Source organism: Mycobacterium sp. ITM-2016-00316 (genome assembly GCF_002968335.2).
Lineage (GTDB): Bacteria > Actinomycetota > Actinomycetes > Mycobacteriales > Mycobacteriaceae > Mycobacterium.
The window spans coordinates 5,552,517-5,570,180 of the sequence record NZ_CP134398.1 but is presented as its reverse complement, the minus strand read 5'-3'; the positions used below and the strand labels follow the sequence as shown (position 1 = coordinate 5,570,180).

Genomic DNA, 17,664 nt, shown 5'->3' with positions numbered 1-17,664 from the left:
GTTTCCCTTTCGGAGTTCAGCTGTCGATGAATTCGAGGAGATCGTGGTGTAGGCGGTCGCGGTCGGTATCGGGCAGGCCGTGCGGGCGGCCGTCGTACACCTTCAGTTCGGCGCCGTCGATCAGCCCGGCCGTGCGGCGCCCCCCGACATGCAGCGGCACGATCTGATCGTCACTGCCGTGGATGACGAGGGTCGGCACGTCTACCGCGGCCAGGTCGGCGCGGAAGTCGGTGGCGGAGAAGGCGGCGATGCATTCGTACGCACCGCGGTGCCCGCAGGACATGCTCTGCGCCCAGAACGCATCTCGAACACCCTGGGACACCGGGTGATCGCGGTTGTGCCCAAAGAACGGTCCGTCGGCCAGATCGCGGTAGAGCTGGGACCGGTCGCCTGCCTCGCCGGCCCGGATGTCGTCGAACACGGTGACCGGCAGTCCGTCGGGGTTGTCGGGTCCCTGCAGCATCAGCGGTGGGACCGCCCCGACCAGCACCAGTTTCGCCACCCGGGTTGTCCCGTGCCTGCCGATGTAGCGGACGACCTCCCCGCCCCCGGTGGAATGCCCGACCAGCGTCAGGTCCCGCAGGTCGAGCGCATCGATGAGGACAGCCAGATCGTCGGCGTAGGTGTCCATCTCGTTGCCGTGCCAGGTCTGTGTGGAGCGGCCGTGCCCACGTCGGTCATGGGCGATCGCCCGGTGGCCGTTGCCGGCCAGGAACAGCGCCGCGGCCTCCCAGGCGTCGGCGTTCAGCGGCCAGCCGTGGCTGAGCAGCACCGGGCTGCCCTCGACACCCCAATCCTTGTAGAAGATCTGGGCGCCGTCTTCGGTCGTGACGAACGGCATGGACTCACAGTGACGGGGGTGGCCCGCTGCCGGACCACGCGCCGCGCGTAGTCAGGACTGGCCGAAGTGCTCGCCGAGTTGGCGACGTGAGGAGATGGCGAGCTTTCCGAACACCTTCCGCAGGTGATAGTCGACGGTGTTGGCGCTGATGAACAGTGCGGTGCCGATCTCTGCGTTGGTCTTGCCCGTGGCCGCCATCTGGGCGACGGCCGCCTCCTGGGAGGACAGCTCGACACCGCCGACCACGTGGCGGGTGCGGACCTTGACCCCGGTCGCGGACAGCTCGGCGCGGGCCCGCTCACCGAACGAGGGGGCCTCGATGCGGTCGAAGATGTCGATGGCGTGTTGCAGTTGCTCGCGGGCGTCCCGGCGGCGCCTCAACCGGCGCAGCCATTCGCCGTAGAGCAGGTGTGCGCGGCCCAGGTCCGCGGGAACGTCTGCCGCGCAGAGTAATTCGATGGCCCGCAGGTAGTGCTCCTCGGCCTCGGTGTCCGCGGCGACCAGTGCCCGGCAGCGCTGATCGAGGCCACCCAACCAGGCGGTGCCACTCGCCGCCGCCATCGTCGTCAGCCGCGCGGTGGTCTCCACCGCTTCGGCCCGCCTGTCGCTGCGCACCGCGGCCTCGACGAAGTCGGGGAGTTGCAGATAGCTCGGCTGCAGAAACGGCGTCGCGAGCATGTCCCGCAGTTGTCCGTAGGCCTCGGCGTACCGCCCGTCGGCGATGTCCCGGGTCGCCAGCGCCGCCTTCGCGGCATGCTCGACGCCGCCGAATCCCATCGCACGGGTGGCCGCGGCGATCATCTCGGCATCGGCACGCGGCAGGCCGGTCCAGATGAGATGGGAGACGTTGATGACGTTCTCCGAGTCGTAGCCGATCGCACGACGGATCTCGCGGACCTGCTCGATGTGCGCACCGGATGCCGCCGGGTCACCTCGGCCGATCTCGAACAGGGTGCGGACCCACAGCACCGCGTCGAGGTCGCGGAGCGCACCGGATTCCGACGCGATGCGCGCGAGCCGGCTCAGGTACTCGACGCCCGCAGCACTGTCGAAAAGCGCGACGGCAAGCGCGATTCCGGAGAACCCGTACTGCGGTAGGTCGGTGTCGTCCAATGCGAAGAGTCCGTCGAGCGCTGCCCGCATCAGCGGGACGGCGTCCGGGTACGGGTCCAGGATGTGCGCGCTGAGCGCCGACAGCAGGGTGCGGGACAGTCCGTCGGCGGTCGCGGCGCCGTCGGCCAGGCGCTGACCGATCTCGACCAGCGTGGTTCCCTGCATCAGGAGTTCGGTCGCCAGCGACAAGTCGAACGCACGCAGCAGCGCGCGTTGTTCACGGTCCGGTGCCGACGTGTGGAACTCTTCGGCGGCGCGCAGCAGATCGCGGGGTGCGTGCACGGTGCCGACCGGGTCGGCGGTGAACATCGCCAGTGCACTGCGGAGCATGATGATGCGGCCGCGTTGCACGTCGTCCAGGTACATCTCGTCGAGGCGTTCCAGCAGCTGGCCCGACAGCTGCGCGGCACCGACGTCGGAGGCGATCTCGGCGGCCGACACCAGCCTGGCGTTGCGTAGCCTTCCGCGCGGTGTCAGGTCGGCCGCTCGGGCCAGCAGGTTGGCCTGCGATGCGAGTCCGCCGCGGCGGCGGGCGGTGTCGGCCACGGCCTCCAGGCGGTCGGCGACTGCGGTGTCCGTGGACAGGGTCGCCTCGGCCGCGTGCCACGCGGCGAGTTCGGTGAGCTGCAGTCGTTCGGCTTGACGTGCCAGCGCGCTCTCGACCCGTCGGCGTGGTTCCCCGGCCGCAGCACCGTGGACGGCGGACCGGACCAGCGGGTGCCGGAACACGATCGTGGTGTCGTTGCGCACCAGGCGTGCGCGTTCTGCCGCGGCGCCGCAGCCGTCGGGAAGTCCGAGGTCGGCCGCGGCCGCGGCGATCAACTCGGCGTGCCCGGTGGGCTCGGCGGCGGCCAGCAGCAGCCAGGTCTGCACGTCGGCGGGCATGTCGCGGACGCGCCGCAGGTAGTGCTCCTCCAGCTGCCTGCTGATCGGCACCGGAGCCGCCGACACGGAGAACTCACTGAGCCGTCGGGTACTCAACTCCCGCGCGAGATCGAGCAGCGCCAGCGGATTTCCGCCCGTCGCGTTGGCGATCTGTGCCGCCGCATGTGGGTCGACCACGTCGGGTGAAGTGGTGGTCAATAGCTGTACCGCTGAAGGCGCGTCCAGCCCCTCAAGCTGCAGCACGGGAATTCCGGCCAGCTGGGCGTCGGCATCGGAATTGTCTCGGGATGCGAACAGCAGCACCGTCGACTCCGCCTGCAGTCGCCGCGCGACGAATGCCAGCACATCGCGGGACTCCGAATCCAGCCACTGCGCATCGTCGATCACGCACACCAGCGGCCGCACCGAGGCCGCCGCGGCGAAGAGCCCGAGGATTCCCAGCCCGACCAGGTACCGGTCGGGTGCGGGACCGTCGGCGCCCCAGGCCACCGCCAGCGCCTGCTGCTGGCGTTCCGGCAGAGCGGACAGGTGCTCCAGCAGCGGCCGGCCGACCCGGTGCAGGGCCGCGTAGGGCATCGTCAGCTCCGCCTCGAAACCGTCACAGCGGATGACGTCGATATCGGTGAGCTGGGCGGTGACACTGTTCAGTAGTGCGGTCTTGCCGATCCCGGGGTCCCCGCGCAGCACGATGGACTCGCTGAGACCGTTACGGGCCCGGGTCAGTAGGGCGCGCAGTGCGCGCGACTCGTCGGTGCGGCCGACGAGATCAGCGTGGGACACACCTGTTGTGCTTACACCCAGTACGGCACGCGCGCTCGGTACTGACGCATCGCGAACGCGGCGGCGATCCAGCCGAGCGCCGTGCAGACCAGCACGACAATCCAGTGCCGCAGTTCCTGATCGGCGCCCAGCAGCGGCGCCCGGACGATGTCGACATAGTGCAGCAGCGGGTTGAACTCGATGATCTTCGCCCAGCCGCCGGCGCCCTGATCGCGCAGCGTCTGGTCGTTCCAGATGATCGGCGTCATGTAGAACAGCAGCTGCACCAGGCTGAACAGCAGCGGGCTGATATCCCGGTACCGGGTGGCCAGGATGCCGAAAACCAGGGCCACCCAGACACAGTTGAGCACGATCAGGAACAGCGCCGGGATGAACGCCAGGTCGGTCCACTTCCACGGTTGCGGGAAGATGATCGCGATCACCACGAAGATGATGATGTTGTGCGCGAACAGGATCACCTGCCGCCACACCAGCCGGTAGACGTGCACGCTCAACGGTGTCGGAAGTTGTTTGATCAGGCCCTCGTTGGCGACGAACACGTCGGCGCCCTCGATGATGGCGGCATTGATCAGGTTCCAGATGATCAGGCCCAGGGTGACGTAGGGCAGGTGCTCGGAAAGTTCGAGTTTGAACAGCTTGGAGTACAGACCGCCCAGCGCGACGGCCATGGTGCCGGTGGCGATGGTGATCCAGAACGGGCCGAGCACCGATCGGCGGTAGCGCTGCTTGATGTCCTGCCAGCCCAGGTGCAGCCACAGTTCGCGCTTGCCGAACCCGGACGCCATATCGCCCCAGGCGCGGGCGAACGTCTTGGAGTTGGCTGCTGCGTCGACGAAAGTCATGGGGTGCTGCTCCTCTGAAACCTTTCGAACTTCTCCTGCCTGCCCAACCGCCGCAGCCGCAACCACTCCCGCAGCCCGGCCGGATCGCGGCGTGTCACCAGGAAGAACCAGCCGAAGCGCACCCATTCCTGCGGGACCAGCCGCCGCAGACCGCGCTGCGCCTGCAGGTATCCGCGATTGCGATAGGTGAAGAAGCGCTTGGCAGCGTCATCGGGGTACTGGGTGTGCATGCGCCCGCCGAGGATCGGCTTGAACTCGTCGGCGCCGTGCGGGTGCAGGTAGGCCGCATCCAGGCAGGTGCCGAACGGCAGCCCGGACTGCACCAGGCGGCGGTGCACATCGGTCTCGTCACCACGGATGAACAGTCGCAGGTCCGGTACGCCGACGGATTCCAGCGCCGCCGCGGTGAACAGCGCACCGTTGAACAGCGACGCGATCCCGGGCAGCAGGTCGTCGGAGCCGTCGACCTTCAGTTCCGCGACGTGCCGCCGCCACGCGATGCCGCGCCGCAGCGGGAACGCCAGGCGCGTCGGGTCATCGAGATCGCACACCATCGGCGACACCTCGGCCAGCGAGTGCTTTGCCGCGCAAGCCAAGAGAGTCTGCAACACCGAAGAATCAGCGGGTCTGCCGTCATCGTCGGCCAGCCACACCCAGTCCGCGCCGAGGGCGAGAGCATGCAGCATGCCGAGCGCGAAACCTCCTGCGCCACCGAGGTTTCGGCGTGACCCGAGATAGGTCGACGGCACCGGTTGGGAGTCCACCAGCTCGCGCACCCGCGGATCGTCGTCGTTGTCGACCACGATGAGATGGTCGGGCGGGCGGGTCTGGCCGCTCACCGCCTGCAAGGAGACTGCGAGGGCCTCGACACGGCGGTGGGTCACGATGACCGCGATCACGGAATCAGGCGTCATCACGCGCATTCTCGGCCAGCACCTCGCGCACATGCCGGGCCGCGTCGGGACCCTCGTAGGCGCCGACGACCTCTTCGATTCCGCCGGTCATTTTGATGGTGCCGTGATCGACCCACATGGCGGTCTTGCACAGCTGGGCCAGGAACTCGTTGGAATGGCTGGCGAACACCAGGATTCCGGAGCGGGCGACCAGGCTCTGCAGCCGGGTGCGGGCCTTCTTCATGAACTCCGCGTCGACCGCACCGATCCCCTCGTCGAGCAGCAGGATCTCCGGGTCGATGCTGGTGACCACGCCCATGGCCAACCGCACCCGCATACCGGTGGAGTAGGTGCGTAGCGGCATGGACAGGTAGTCGCCCAGTTCGGTGAAGTCGGCGATCTCGTCGACCTTGGCCAGCATCTGCTTTCGGGTCTGCCCGAGGAACAGCCCGCGGATGATGATGTTCTCGAAACCGGAGATCTCCGGGTCCATGCCGACGCCGAGGTCGAACACCGGCGCCACCCGACCCCGTACCGTGGCCGATCCGCGGGTGGGTTCGTAGATGCCCGACAGCAACCGCAGCAGTGTCGACTTACCCGCACCGTTGTGCCCGACGAGCCCGACCCGGTCACCCATCTGCAGGGACATGGTGATGTCGCGCAGCGCCTCGATGACGACGACGTTGGATTCGTTGCGGCCGATGGTGCCGCCGGCCTTACCGAGGAACGCCTTTTTCAGCGACCGCGACTTGGCATCGAAGATCGGGAACTCCACCCAGGCGTTCTCGGTGGAGATGAACGGACTGTTCGACACGGGCGGCTACAGGTACTGCCCGGTGCCCGGATGTCCCGGACCGCGGTGGCCCGGTGCTGCTCCCGGCGGTAGCTGGCGCATCTGCTCCAACTGCGCGCGGGCGGCCATCTGCTGGGCGAACAGCGCGGTCTGGATGCCGTGGAACAGACCTTCGAGCCAGCCGACCAGCTGGGCCTGCGCGATGCGCAGCTCACCGTCGGTGGGCACGGCGTCGTCACTGAACGGCAGGGTCAGCCGCTCCAGCTCCTCGCGCAGTTCCGGGGCCAGACCGTCCTCGAGCTCGCGGATGCTGCTGCGGTGGATGGTGGCCAGCTTGCTGCGGCTCGCCTCGTCCAGCGGTGCCGCGCGCACCTCTTCCAGCAGCTGCTTGATCATCGTGCCGATCCGCATCACCTTGGCGGGCTGCTCGACCAGACCGGTCAGACCGCCTTCGTCGCCGGCACCGGTCTCGGCCGGATCACCGGTGAGAATCTCGACGTTGTCGTCATCGTCAGGGGGGATCGTCATTGCTTTCCTGTCGTCTTATCTGCGGGACGCACCGTTGTCGTGGATTCTCGTCCACGACCGTGAGCTGTCTAGCGACACTAGTCCGTCGTGCATGACGGACCGGCGGGGCTCATCCAACAGCAACAGGGCTATTAGCACCCCGCACGTCGAGCCCACTGCATTAGTATGGCTGCCGATGTGATCAAGGCCCCTACCGTGCGGTGCGGCCGGATCCTTTACCCAATGTGTGTTCGTCTGTGCGTTTCACGGACGTTCTAAGGTGGCTGACATGGCGTACGACGTTGCCCGGGTGCGGGGGCTGCACCCGTCGCTGGGCGACGGCTGGGTGCACCTCGACGCGCAGAACGGGATGCTGCTGCCGGACTCGGTGGCCACCACCGTGTCGACCGCGTTCCGAGGCTCCAAGCCGATCGCGACGGGCCCGCACCCGTCGGCCCGCCGCAGCGCCACGGTGCTGGCCGCGGCCCGGCAGGCGATCGCCGATTTCGTGGGCGCCGATCCCCAGGGCGTGGTGCTCGGCGCCGACCGGGCGGTGCTGCTGACCTCGCTGGCCGACGCCGCATCGGTGCGGGTGGGCCTGGGCTACGAGATCGTGCTGTCCCGGCTGGACGACGAGGCGAACATCGCGCCGTGGCTGCGGGCCGCGAACCGGTACGGCGCCAAGGTCAAATGGGCCGAGGTCGACATCGAGACCGGTGAACTGCCGCCCTGGCAGTGGGAGGGCTTGATCACCGCACCCACCCGCCTGGTGGCGATCACCTCGGCCTCGGCGACGCTGGGCACCGTCACCGATCTGACTCCGGTGACCAAACTCGTGCACGAGAACAGCGGCCTGGTGATCGTGGATCATTCCGCCGCGGCGCCCTACCGGATGATCGACATCGACGACATCGATGCCGATGTGGTGGCCCTGAATGCGGTGGCCTGGGGTGGCCCGCCGATCGGCGCGCTGGTGTTCCGCGACCCGGCGGTCATCGATCAGTTCAGTTCGGTCTCCCTGGATCCGTACGCGACCGGTCCGGCACGGTTGGAGACCGGTATCCACCAGTACGGTTTGCTGGGCGGCGTGGTGGCCAGCATCGAGTACCTCGCCAATCTGGACGAGTCGGCCTCCGGATCACGCCGCGAGCGGTTGTCGGTTTCCATGGAGTCTGCTGCGCTGTACCTGGATCGGCTGTTCAACTACCTGCTGTCCTCGCTGCGCTCGCTGCCGCTGGTGATGGTGCTGGGCAGCCCAGGCGAACGCATCCCGGTGCTGAGCCTGGCCGTCGACGGTGTGCCGGCCGAACGGGTGATCCAGCGACTGGCCGACAACGGGGTCCTGGTCGGTAGCAGCGAACATTCGCGTGTGCTGGATGCCCTGGGCGTCAACGACATCGGTGGTGCGGTGACGATCGGACTGTCGCACTACACCACCGCGGCAGAGGTCGATCAGTTGGTGCGGGTGCTGGCCTCGCTGGGCTGATCAGCCGACCCGCAGCAGCACCTTGCCGGTCACCTCACCGGCGTGCAACAGCCGGTGCGCTTCGGCCGCGTCCTGCACGGGCAGTTCCGCTCCGATGATCGGGCGCACCTTGCCCGCCGCGACCAGCGGCCACACGTTGGCGGTCACCTGTTCGACGATCGCGCCCTTGCCGTCCGGACCGTCGACCGGTCGTGACCGCAGCGCGGTGGCGATGACCCCGGCGCGCTTGCCGAGCAACGTGGCGATGTTCAGTTCCGCCTTGATCCCGCCCTGCATACCGATGATCACCAGGCGTCCGCCGTCGGCGAGTGCGTCGATGTTCCGACTCAGGTATTTGGCCCCCATGATGTCGAAGATGACATCGGCGCCGCCTGCCTCACGGATCCGTTCGGCGAAGTCCTCGTCGCGGTAGTTGATGAGGATCTGCGCACCGAGCTCGGCGCAGACAGCCAGCTTCTCGGCCGATCCCGCGGTCACGGCGACCCGGGTGCCGAGCTCGCGGGCCACTTGGATGGCGTGGGTGCCGATTCCGCTGGCGCCGCCGTGGACGAGAAGCAGACCGCCGGGCCGCAGCCGGGCGGTCATCATCATGTTGGACCAGACCGTGCATGCCACCTCGGGCAGCGCCGCCGCCGCCGCGAGTTCGACGCCGTCGGGCACCGGTAGCAACTGTGCGGCGGGCACCGCGACGTACTCGGCGTACCCGCCGCCCGCCAGCAAAGCGCACACCGTTTGGCCCACCGACCAGCCAGTGACACCGGGTCCGATCTCGGCGATGGTCCCCGAGACCTCGAGCCCGAGGATGTCGCTGGCACCCGGCGGAGGCGGATAGCTACCTCCGGCTTGGAGCAGATCGGCGCGATTCACGCCCGCCGCGGCGACCTTGATCACTACTTCACCCGCGTGAGCTGCGACGTCAGGAACTTCTTGCCATGTCATACGTTCGGTTGAAACCGCAACTATGGCCCACATTGGCCCTACGCTACTACTCGTTTCAGCCGTACGATTACGCGATGGAAGCGATCATCGGAGGGCGCACGGCAAGCACCATGCCGGGGCTGGATATCGCTGAGCAGAAATCGTGGCAAAACTTTCTGGACTCGGCGTTGCGCATCTATGCCACATTGAACAGGTCACTGGTGGATGCCCACGGGCTGGCGCTGAACGACGTACGGTTGCTCGACATCCTGGACAGCTCGGACAGCGGTTCGGCACGCATGGGCGACCTCGCCGAGGGGCTGATGTCACTACCCAGCCGGGTGACCCGGCAGATCCACCGGCTGGAGAAGCTGAACCTGGTGACCCGGGTCGCCAGCCCGGAGGACCGCCGCGGCGTGCTGGCCACCATCACCGATGACGGCCGCGCCCTGCTGGCCGAGGCGATGCAGACCTACAGTGCCGGCGTGCGCAACCACTACCTGGGCCGGCTGTCGCGCTCGCAGATCACCGCGACGGGCGAGAACTGCCGCCGGATCAGTGTTGGCCTACAGGCCGACGGGCGGCCCGCGAAACTCGGACGGGTATAGACCGCTTAGGCTTGTCCACGGTGGCGTGGCAGAGCGGCCTAATGCACTCGCCTTGAAAGCGAGAGTCGGCTAACACCGACCGGGGGTTCAAATCCCTCCGCCACCGCCAAGTTGCGTTTGCTCGAACTCGGCGAAAGCCGGGTGCGATCTCGGTCTGGCCGGATCTGAGTCTGCCCGCGGCGTTTCGCGTCGGTACTCCCTGTCCGCGACGCCACCGATCCTCCGGCCACGGCGCGGCCGACCGCAATCGGTGTCCCGGGGGTCCACCAGCAAACTCTGGCGTGGCCGCGCGTGATCTGTCGCCGAGCATGATTCGGTCCGGAATCCGTGAATGGGACCACACCGTGTGCGGCCGAAGTCGCATGGCGCGGAATCTCCTGCGCGCGTGGGGAATCCAGACCTCACCTGTGGCCTGCCGGTGTGGCTTCGCATTGTTGCGCTCGGCGGTGTGCTGCCGGCACGTGGGGGCGTTTGCTCGAAGGCATGGGGTTCGTAGAGACGCGCCGAGCGCGCGCTGCAGAGCAACCTTGGTTCACGACAAATCCGATTGGCAGTAGGACAATTCACGTCACGCAGCAAACGTCCATGTGGTTATATGGGCTTCTCATCCAACCGAAGGGGGAGCGGTGGACGCTCAAGGTTATGTGCGGGTACGGACGGCGCCGATGGTGGCGTTCACCGGTGCGGTGGTGATCGCGACTGCGACCGCAGTGAGCGCTCCACCGGTGCAACATGCAGCGGAGAACCTCGTGCCGGCTGTCGTGCACGAGGTGAAGTCACTGCCGGTGCAGTTGACGGCCTATAACCCGTTCGTTCCCTACGCGCAGCCAGTGGGCTTGATCGGGTACGCGTTGACTACGGCATTTGCGACCCAGACCGCGCTGTTGCTACCGGTCTTCGACGGGGCGACACAGACTCTCACCGAGGCAGGCCTTGACCCGCGGTGGGCCCAGCAGCCTCAGTTGATCGCCCGTAGCCTCGTGCTGCCGCTGGCCGTGGCTGCTCAGACCGCCCTTGTCGGTGGGCTGGAGGGAACCTATGTCTACGGCAAGTTCACCCCGGCGGAGGCACTGAGCTTCTTCGTCGATGCGGTGAAGACCGCCCTCGAGGGGTTCGTCGCCGCCGAGAAAGCACTGTTCGGCCAGTCGACGTTGGCCCCCGAGGTATCTGGAGCGACGGCCGCGACGCCGGAGGTGTCATCGACCGAACTCCCGGACGCGGCATCGACGGTGACGTTGTCGACCGGGCAGACGGACTCTGCGCCGGCAACAGGACTTACGCACGCGACCGCTGACACGGCAACGAACGACGACGATCAGGCCAAGGCCGGTGGGGCGGAGATCACCGGAGAGGCCGCTGTCCTCGACGCCCCGGAAATCACCGACGTCGTGACGTCCGTACCGAAGAAGCCCACCTTCAAGTTCCCCACCCTCAAGCTGCCGAAGCTGAAACTGCCGACGCTGAAGTTCCCGACGTCCAAGAAGACAACCCGACCGGCCACGACTACGTCGGGTGCCCCTGCGGCGAACGTGCAGGCGGACAACGACAGTGCCTCTTCGTCACCCAAGTCGGGAGAGTCGGATCCCTCCGATCGCAGCGGGGACTCGGACAGCACCGCCGGCTAGCTTTTGTTGCCGTCTCCGGTGGCGGCATCGGTGTCGGTCAGGCGGCTGTGGAGTTCGGCATTGATCGCCTGTGCTTCGGCGAGTTGGTCTTCGAGGATGATGATTCGGCACGCCGCCTCCAGGGCGGTCCCCTGGTCGACCAGCTCGCGGGCACGCGCAGCGATGCGAAGTTGGTAGCGGGAGTACCTTCGGTGCCCGCCCTCGGAGCGTTGCGGGGTCAGCAACTTCGCCTCGTCGAGGCTGCGCAGAAACCCCGGCGTGGTCCCCAACATCTGAGCGGCGCTACCCATGCTGTAGGCGGGGTAGTCCTCGTCATCGAACCTGTCGTCGGGGCTCGTGCCGGATGTGTTCTTCGGGGGTGCCACAGCGCCTTTCAAGGCCTTACCGGAGGAACTCGTCGAGGCTTGGAATTTACCGCAGGAAATAGAAGGGCCGGCAACCCGGCCATGAGACGCGCCGGGCCGCCGGCCCTGAGGAGATGGTTACCATCTTTCGACACTGCTTCGTAGCTGCGGTATCGGCCCCGTACTCGTGCGGGCGATCCGACGGTAGCTCCTCCTTTCTTGCCGCCGAGTGTATCGACCTGCTCGGCACTTCTCTCTGGGTACTGCAGCGACCCGGACCGATGTGGAGCATCCGGTCGATACTGCTGGGCCGCTTTCGATCTCCTGCTTCGCGGGTAGTTCGTCATCTCCCGCGCCCACATTCCCTCTTTGTACTCAACGAGAACGAATGTAGCGCACCCAAACGCAGATGTCTACCCCAGCCACGATAGATTTTGATTGACAACGAATGCAGGAAATCTTCTACGATGTCCGCATGGTCTCTCCTGATCCCGGAGCCGCCGGTGCGGATGCCCTACTGCGGCATATCGATTCCGAGGCCGTCGCGGTGAGTATCGAGGTCACGTTGTATTTGCCCTGGGGGGTGGCGACGGGAATCACGGTCCCCAGTGCCTACTTCGGCCACTACGTCGCGAAGTTCTTCAACATGAACGATGCCGACGATGTCGCGGCACGTGTCGCAACGCTCGGCGCGGAGGTTGACCGGGTGTTCCTGCATCTGCGCAAGGCCCGCTGCTATGTGGCGGGCACTGTGGTCGAGCATGACGCTCTGCGCATCCGCCTCAGGGATGTGTCGGCGTGGACGGTAACCGGCATCGGGGAATCCCCGGCCGGTGCGCAGCAGCCCTGACCTACCCGCGAAGTGCCGACTGACGAGAACGGCCCGACTCGGTCGTTCGTGTCGCGCTGGACGCTGTCCACAGGGGTGTGTTCCGGACCATATTGACGGAATCCAGCTTGCGTGCGAGGGTCCCAAGCAACGATCTTGATATGTGCTCGGCAACTTTCGCTGGGTTTCGATAGACACGAGGTTCCCATTTCGTGTCACTTCGGCAGGACGGTGGGGATGCGGTCAGCAATAGCAGACGGATCGCTGTTGATGATGGCAGCAACTTCGACAGCAGTGATGCTGGTCAGCGCCGCGCTTTCCGGCCAGCGGCGCACTGACCGGGGGTACGGTGTCGACGAATGGCCGCGCACCGACTTCACCTCGGCAGCCCGTAACGCCTGTGAGTGCAGGCTGGGCGATTGCACGGTGTGCCCGGCGCGATGGTCGCTGTGACCCGACGGCTGAGGTCGTGCTACTGAGCGTGCAGAGGTTCCGGCACTGAACCAACGCCCAGCCGTCAGCCCCGGTCAGACATGGCTGACCTGACGGCGAGGCGACGTTCGGGGCCCGCCTGCCGGGTTGAGGGGGATGCCTGGGGATCCGCCGCCGCCCTGCTGCGGGTAAACGGACTGGGTAGCGAAATGGGGCCGAGTCGCAATCTGTCGGTGCGACCGGTGGGTGTCTTCTCGGTCGGCGACGACTGCGACAGGGAGGCGTCCGTGTCCGAATCTCCACTGGTGTCGGCGGTCGGTGTTGTCGATGTCGGTGGCTGCGCGGGGTGTGCCGGCGGGACAGGCCGTTTGGCAACTCTCGGTTTCGTGGTGGCGGTGGCAGCCGTTGCAGGCTCCAAGGCGCTCAGCGCGATGGACCTGTCCGCCGTGGCGGATTCGTAGTCGGGCAGGACGCCGGTCCCGCCGTTCAGCAGATCCTTCTCGGCCGCAATCGTATTGGCGATCGCCATTCGCAGGCTTTTGGCCGACCAGAACACTGCCTGGGGCAGGGTGAACTTCCCGAGTTCGACGGTGCCCCCACCGATCAGACCTGTGAGCGCTGTCTGGATGGTGACGGCGATCGGCACCAGGAGGTAGCGGGACAGCAACTCGGGCTGGTTGGCCAGGCGTGCGTCGATGCCCTTGTCGGTCAGGTCCCGTGTCCAGCTTTGTGCGAGGCTGTCGAGAACGAGGCCGGGGATGGCTATCGGTAAGGTCACCCACCACCCGAGTGACCCCAGCGGCGTTGTCGGCGTCGTGAACGGGTAGTACGGGCTGTAGCCCACAGGTGGGCGAGTTGCCGCCGTTGTTGCATTGGCCGGCAAGGTTTTCAGTGCCGCACCGTGGGTCGCCACGCCATCACCGGCAACTTGCGCTACCGGCGGAGTCAGGGCCTGTTCGAGCGCCTGCTCCACGAAGCTGGCGAGGTGTACTTGGAGGGTCTGCGGGGCCCGTGAAGCCAGCGTGGCCGTATGTGTCGATTCGACGTGCGTTGGCATCGTGGGAGCGGTGACCGATGCGGCCAGGATCGCTGTCACGACAACTGATACCGGCCCCGCGACGCGGCGAGCATGTCCCACGATTTCCCCCAATGTGAAGCAGCCTGCGGCTTCGCAGCTGGAGCATAGCAAAGCTAACTTCCCGCGGGAGCGACTGGGCGGCAACCACTTTCTTGCGCCAGAACCGTAGCGAGACGATCGGTGGATAGGCTGTCCGGCATGTGCACGCGTGTGATCTGGCCGGAGGCCGGTGGGGCCGTCCTGGTGGGCCGAAACATGGACTTCCACAAGGATCTGATGACCAACCTGTGGAAACAGCCCCGCGGTGTCACCCGTGATGACGGCGTCACCGGGAAGCTGCGCTGGACCTCGAAGTACGGCAGCGTGATAGCCGCGGCGTTCGACATCATCTCCGTGGACGGACTCAACGAGGCCGGGCTGGCCGGTCATGTGCTGTGGCTCGCCGAGTCCACCTACGGCACACCGGACGCCGGCCGGACCCAGCTGAGCCAGGCGGTCTGGCTGCAGTACTTCCTGGACAACTTCGCCACGGTGGCAGATGCCGTGGCCTGGATCGCCCGGACCGATGTGCAGGTCGTTCAGATGGACGATCCCACCGGGGGCGGTCCGCCGGCCATCCACCTGGCACTCGACGATGCGTCCGGGGACTCGGCGATCATCGAGTACATCGACGGCAAGGCGAAGGTGTACCACGACCGCGCCTACCGGGTGATGACCAATTCTCCGACCTTCGACCAGCAGCTGGAACTGGTGAAATCGTTCACCGGGCTGGGTGGTTCGGACCCGTTGCCCGGTTCGACGCTGGCCGCCGACCGGTTCGCTCGAGCCAGCTACTACGCCGGGCGACTACCCGAGCCCGCAAGTCAGGTCGAGGCGATCGCCTCGATGTTCTCGGTCATCCGCAATGCGGCCCAGCCGTTCCGCATCCCCGACCCGGGCAAACCCGACGCATCGCAGACCATCTGGCAGGTGGTGCTGGATCTGACGAACAAGCGCTACGTCTACGAGTCGACCACCCGGCCGAACATCGTCTGGGTCGACCTGGCCGACCTCGACTTCGCCGAGGGAAGCCCGCAGCTCAAGCTCGACCTGCAGAGCCAGCTTGCTGTGCACGGCGGTATCGCGGGCAATGTGTCCGGCCAGTTCGAGGACACCGGCCCGATGACGTTCCTGTCGCTGCAACTGCTCACACAGCTGGAGGACGCGGCGAAGTCGACAGCATCGCCGCCGGAATAGGAGTGCGCCTATTCCCCGGTGAACTGCGCGGGCCGCTTCTGGAACATCGCGGTGACGGCCTCGCCCAGGTCCTTCGACGGCAGGAACGCCGAGTTCCACGCCGCCACATAGCGCAGGCTCTCCGACACCCGGCCGATGCGCTGTTGGTCCAGCACGTCCTTGACGCCGTGCACGGTCAGCGGCGGGTTGGCCGCGATCTCGGCGGCGGTGGCGTGCGCGGCGGCGAGGGAGGCCTCGGCGTCGGCGTGGACGTCGTTGACCAGACCGATCTTCTCGGCGCGCGCGGCATCGATGTCCTTGCCGGTGAGCGTGAGCTCGCGCAGATGCCCGTCAGACAGGATCAGCGGTAGCCGGGCCAGCGAGCCCACATCGGCGACGATGGCCAGCTTCACCTCCCGCACCGAGAATTTGGCGTCCGCGCTGGCGTATCGGATGTCCACCGCGCTGATCAGGTCGACGCCGCCGCCGATGCACCAGCCGTGCACCGAGGCGATGGTCGGCGTGCGGCAGTCGGCTACGGCGCTGATGGCGCCCTGCATCTTGATGAGCTTCTGGTGGAAGCCGAGGCGGTCCTTGGCGCCGGCGTCCAGGCCGGGCAAGGTGGCGCCCATGGCGGCCAGATCCAGGCCGTAACTGAAGTTCTTGCCCGAACCGGTCAGCACGATGGCCCGCACCTCGGGATCGGCGTCCAGCGTGCCGAACACCTCGGGCAGCTCGGCCCAGAACGCGGGCCCCATCGCGTTGCCCTTGCCGGGGCCGATCAGGGTCACCCGGGCGATATGGTCGGCGATCTCCACCGTGACGGATTCATATGCCATGGCGTGAAGGCTAACCGGCTACGGAACGGGCCCTCCGAGCAGCACCTCGCTGACGGTGCTGTCGGTCATGAACTGGCACACCGCCTCGGCCAGCGATCGGGCGATGTCCACATTCTCCGGTCCCAGGATCGAATCCTCGCCCTCCAGGATGGCGTTGACGACAGCCTTCCTGTTGGCGGCATCGAGTTCGTTGAACTCCGAGCACTTCATCGTCAGTGCATCCGGCGGCGCCGGGACATCGGGAACGTCGGACTCCTGACCCGGCATGGGGAAGTTGGGGATGGTGATATCCGGGAGCCCGGGGATCTGTGGCAATCCCGGGATGCCGCGGTCACGCGTGGTGGTCGGCTCCGAGCTCAGCGGCGGACCCGGTTCGGTGGTCATGGCGACGGTGCCGTCGGTGCTGCGTCCGCATCCGGTCAGCAGGCCGAGGGCGATCAGGCCCGCGCCGGCGGCCACCACAGTGCGCATCATGGCTGTTCTCCTCTGATCCACTGTTGGGCGAACGCCAGAAACGCATCGTTCTCGTGCGGCGCGGCGACCGTGACACGGACGCCGTCCTGTCCGTAGGGGCGCACCAGCAGCCGGTTGTCGGCCGCGGCGTTGGTGAATGCGTCGCATTGCCCCGGCAGCGGCAGCCAGACGAAGTTGGCCTGCGAGGCGGGCAGGTCGTATCCCGCGGCGGTCAACGCCGCGCTCACCCGGGTGCGTTCGGCGACGACGGCGTCGGTGCGGGCCAGCAGTTCGTCGGCGGCGTCGATGGAAGCGATGGCCGCGGCCTGCGAGATGGTCGTCGCGGTGAACGGCACGTACACCTTGCCCAGCGCGGTGACGATGTCCGGATCGGCCACCGCGTAGCCGATGCGCAGCCCGGCCAGCCCGTAGGCCTTCGAGAAGGTGCGCAGCACAACGACGTTCGGGTATCGGCGGACCAGGCCGAGGCTGTCCGGCAACAGCCCGTCGCGGATGTACTCCACATAGGCCTCGTCGATGACGATCAGGACATCGGAGGGGACCGCCGCGACGAACGCCTCCAGTGCTGCCGGCTCGACGACGGTGGAGGTCGGGTTGTTCGGGTTGCAGACGAAGATCAGCCGGGTGCGGCCGGTGACGGCGGCCAGCATGGCGTCCAGATCGTGGGTGTGGTCCTTGAGCGGCACCGCGACCGGGGTGGCCCCGGCGGTGCGCACCTGCAGCGGGTAGATCTCGAAACTGCGCCAGCCGAACACCACCTCGTCGCCGACGGTGGAGGTGATCTGGATGAGCTGCTGGCACAGGCTCACCGAACCGGAGCCCACCGAGATGTTCTCCGGCGCGAACTCGACGTGCTTGGCGAGGCGCTCGCGCAGATCCAGGTAGCCGTTGTCGGGGTACCGGTTGATGCCGGCAGCAGCGGCGGTGATGGCCTCCATCACGCCGGGCAGCGGACCGTCCACGGTCTCGTTGCTGGCGATCTTGATGGCGCCGGGCACGGTGCGGCCCGGCGTGTAGGCCGGCAGATCGGCCAGCTCGGGTCGCAGACGGGCAGTCACCCAGCCATTCTAGGGGTGCGTGGAAGGCGCGCTTTGCCTTCCGCCGTCCGGCCTGTGTAATCTGTGCGCTCGGCGGTTCCGGGGGTCCGGTACCCTCAGATCGT

General features: G+C 67.1%; 18 protein-coding genes and 1 tRNA gene. 6 read left to right on the top strand and 13 right to left on the bottom strand.

What is annotated here, in order from left to right:
- Positions 1–16 precede the first annotated feature (16 nt).
- The 6 genes from C6A86_RS27035 to C6A86_RS27010 are packed head-to-tail and all read right to left on the bottom strand — an operon-like array spanning position 17 to position 6,675.
- Positions 17–841, bottom strand: coding sequence for an alpha/beta fold hydrolase (locus tag C6A86_RS27035; protein ID WP_105363902.1), 825 nt, complete (start codon positions 839–841; stop codon positions 17–19).
- Between the two features lie 51 nt (positions 842–892).
- Positions 893–3,619 (bottom strand): LuxR family transcriptional regulator, encoded by a 2,727-nt coding sequence (locus tag C6A86_RS27030; RefSeq protein WP_105363901.1) that lies wholly within the window; start codon positions 3,617–3,619, stop codon positions 893–895.
- 11 nt (positions 3,620–3,630) lie between these two features.
- Entirely contained in the window at positions 3,631–4,461 is an 831-nt protein-coding gene (locus C6A86_RS27025) for an ABC transporter permease (RefSeq protein ID WP_105363900.1), read from the bottom strand.
- Positions 4,458–5,375, bottom strand: coding sequence for a glycosyltransferase (locus C6A86_RS27020; RefSeq protein WP_105363899.1), 918 nt, complete (start codon positions 5,373–5,375; stop codon positions 4,458–4,460). Before C6A86_RS27020 ends, C6A86_RS27025 begins: the two co-directional genes overlap by 4 nt.
- Positions 5,365–6,168, bottom strand: coding sequence for an ABC transporter ATP-binding protein (locus C6A86_RS27015; protein ID WP_105363898.1), 804 nt, complete (start codon positions 6,166–6,168; stop codon positions 5,365–5,367). Before C6A86_RS27015 ends, C6A86_RS27020 begins: the two co-directional genes overlap by 11 nt.
- A 6-nt stretch (positions 6,169–6,174) precedes the next feature.
- Positions 6,175–6,675 (bottom strand): bacterial proteasome activator family protein, encoded by a 501-nt coding sequence (locus C6A86_RS27010; RefSeq protein ID WP_105363897.1) that lies wholly within the window; start codon positions 6,673–6,675, stop codon positions 6,175–6,177.
- A gap of 268 nt (positions 6,676–6,943) precedes the next feature.
- Here C6A86_RS27010 and C6A86_RS27005 point away from each other — a divergent pair, with 268 nt between their 5' ends.
- Positions 6,944–8,140: a cysteine desulfurase-like protein gene (locus C6A86_RS27005; protein ID WP_105363896.1), complete on the top strand. Its 1,197-nt coding sequence runs from the start codon at positions 6,944–6,946 to the stop codon at positions 8,138–8,140.
- On the opposite strand, the gene C6A86_RS27000 is transcribed toward C6A86_RS27005, so the two are convergent.
- Positions 8,141–9,112 (bottom strand): NAD(P)H-quinone oxidoreductase, encoded by a 972-nt coding sequence (locus tag C6A86_RS27000; RefSeq protein WP_105363895.1) that lies wholly within the window; start codon positions 9,110–9,112, stop codon positions 8,141–8,143.
- A 41-nt stretch (positions 9,113–9,153) separates the two neighbouring features.
- On the opposite strand from C6A86_RS27000, the gene C6A86_RS26995 reads away from it, so the two are divergent.
- From C6A86_RS26995 to C6A86_RS26985, 3 genes are all read left to right on the top strand, one after another.
- Positions 9,154–9,666: a MarR family winged helix-turn-helix transcriptional regulator gene (locus tag C6A86_RS26995; RefSeq protein ID WP_105363908.1), complete on the top strand. Its 513-nt coding sequence runs from the start codon at positions 9,154–9,156 to the stop codon at positions 9,664–9,666.
- A gap of 19 nt (positions 9,667–9,685) precedes the next feature.
- Positions 9,686–9,775: transfer RNA gene (locus C6A86_RS26990), tRNA-Ser, on the top strand.
- A gap of 517 nt (positions 9,776–10,292) precedes the next feature.
- Complete coding sequence (locus C6A86_RS26985; RefSeq protein WP_142407006.1) at positions 10,293–11,291, top strand: hypothetical protein; 999 nt, start codon at positions 10,293–10,295, stop codon at positions 11,289–11,291.
- Here C6A86_RS26985 and C6A86_RS26980 read toward each other — a convergent pair.
- Complete coding sequence (locus tag C6A86_RS26980; RefSeq protein ID WP_105363907.1) at positions 11,288–11,581, bottom strand: MerR family transcriptional regulator; 294 nt, start codon at positions 11,579–11,581, stop codon at positions 11,288–11,290. The genes C6A86_RS26985 and C6A86_RS26980 overlap by 4 nt on opposite strands.
- 529 nt (positions 11,582–12,110) lie before the next feature.
- Here C6A86_RS26980 and C6A86_RS26975 point away from each other — a divergent pair.
- Positions 12,111–12,485, top strand: coding sequence for a hypothetical protein (locus tag C6A86_RS26975; protein ID WP_142407005.1), 375 nt, complete (start codon positions 12,111–12,113; stop codon positions 12,483–12,485).
- A gap of 194 nt (positions 12,486–12,679) precedes the next feature.
- Here the strand turns inward: C6A86_RS26975 and C6A86_RS26970 are convergent, their stop codons facing one another.
- Together C6A86_RS26970 and C6A86_RS26965 are read right to left on the bottom strand one after the other, a co-directional pair.
- Complete coding sequence (locus tag C6A86_RS26970) at positions 12,680–12,844, bottom strand: hypothetical protein (protein ID WP_158263276.1); 165 nt, start codon at positions 12,842–12,844, stop codon at positions 12,680–12,682.
- 137 nt (positions 12,845–12,981) lie between these two features.
- Positions 12,982–13,992 (bottom strand): hypothetical protein, encoded by a 1,011-nt coding sequence (locus C6A86_RS26965; protein ID WP_311100939.1) that lies wholly within the window; start codon positions 13,990–13,992, stop codon positions 12,982–12,984.
- A gap of 180 nt (positions 13,993–14,172) precedes the next feature.
- Between C6A86_RS26965 and C6A86_RS26960 the strand changes: the two genes are divergently transcribed.
- A complete protein-coding gene (locus C6A86_RS26960; RefSeq protein ID WP_105363891.1) occupies positions 14,173–15,210 on the top strand; it encodes a linear amide C-N hydrolase in 1,038 nt (345 codons plus the stop codon).
- 8 nt (positions 15,211–15,218) lie between these two features.
- On the opposite strand, the gene C6A86_RS26955 is transcribed toward C6A86_RS26960, so the two are convergent.
- Genes C6A86_RS26955 through C6A86_RS26945 form a run of 3 tightly spaced genes read right to left on the bottom strand, consistent with a single transcriptional unit; the run spans position 15,219 to position 17,560 of the window.
- A complete protein-coding gene (locus C6A86_RS26955) occupies positions 15,219–16,028 on the bottom strand; it encodes a crotonase/enoyl-CoA hydratase family protein (RefSeq protein WP_105363890.1) in 810 nt (269 codons plus the stop codon).
- Positions 16,029–16,046: 18 nt separating this feature from the next.
- Positions 16,047–16,502, bottom strand: coding sequence for a hypothetical protein (locus tag C6A86_RS26950; protein ID WP_308205520.1), 456 nt, complete (start codon positions 16,500–16,502; stop codon positions 16,047–16,049).
- The gene (locus tag C6A86_RS26945; protein ID WP_105363889.1) at positions 16,499–17,560 is read right to left on the bottom strand and encodes a pyridoxal phosphate-dependent aminotransferase; all 1,062 of its coding nucleotides are present in this window, start codon (positions 17,558–17,560) and stop codon (positions 16,499–16,501) included. Before C6A86_RS26945 ends, C6A86_RS26950 begins: the two co-directional genes overlap by 4 nt.
- Positions 17,561–17,664 lie beyond the last annotated feature (104 nt).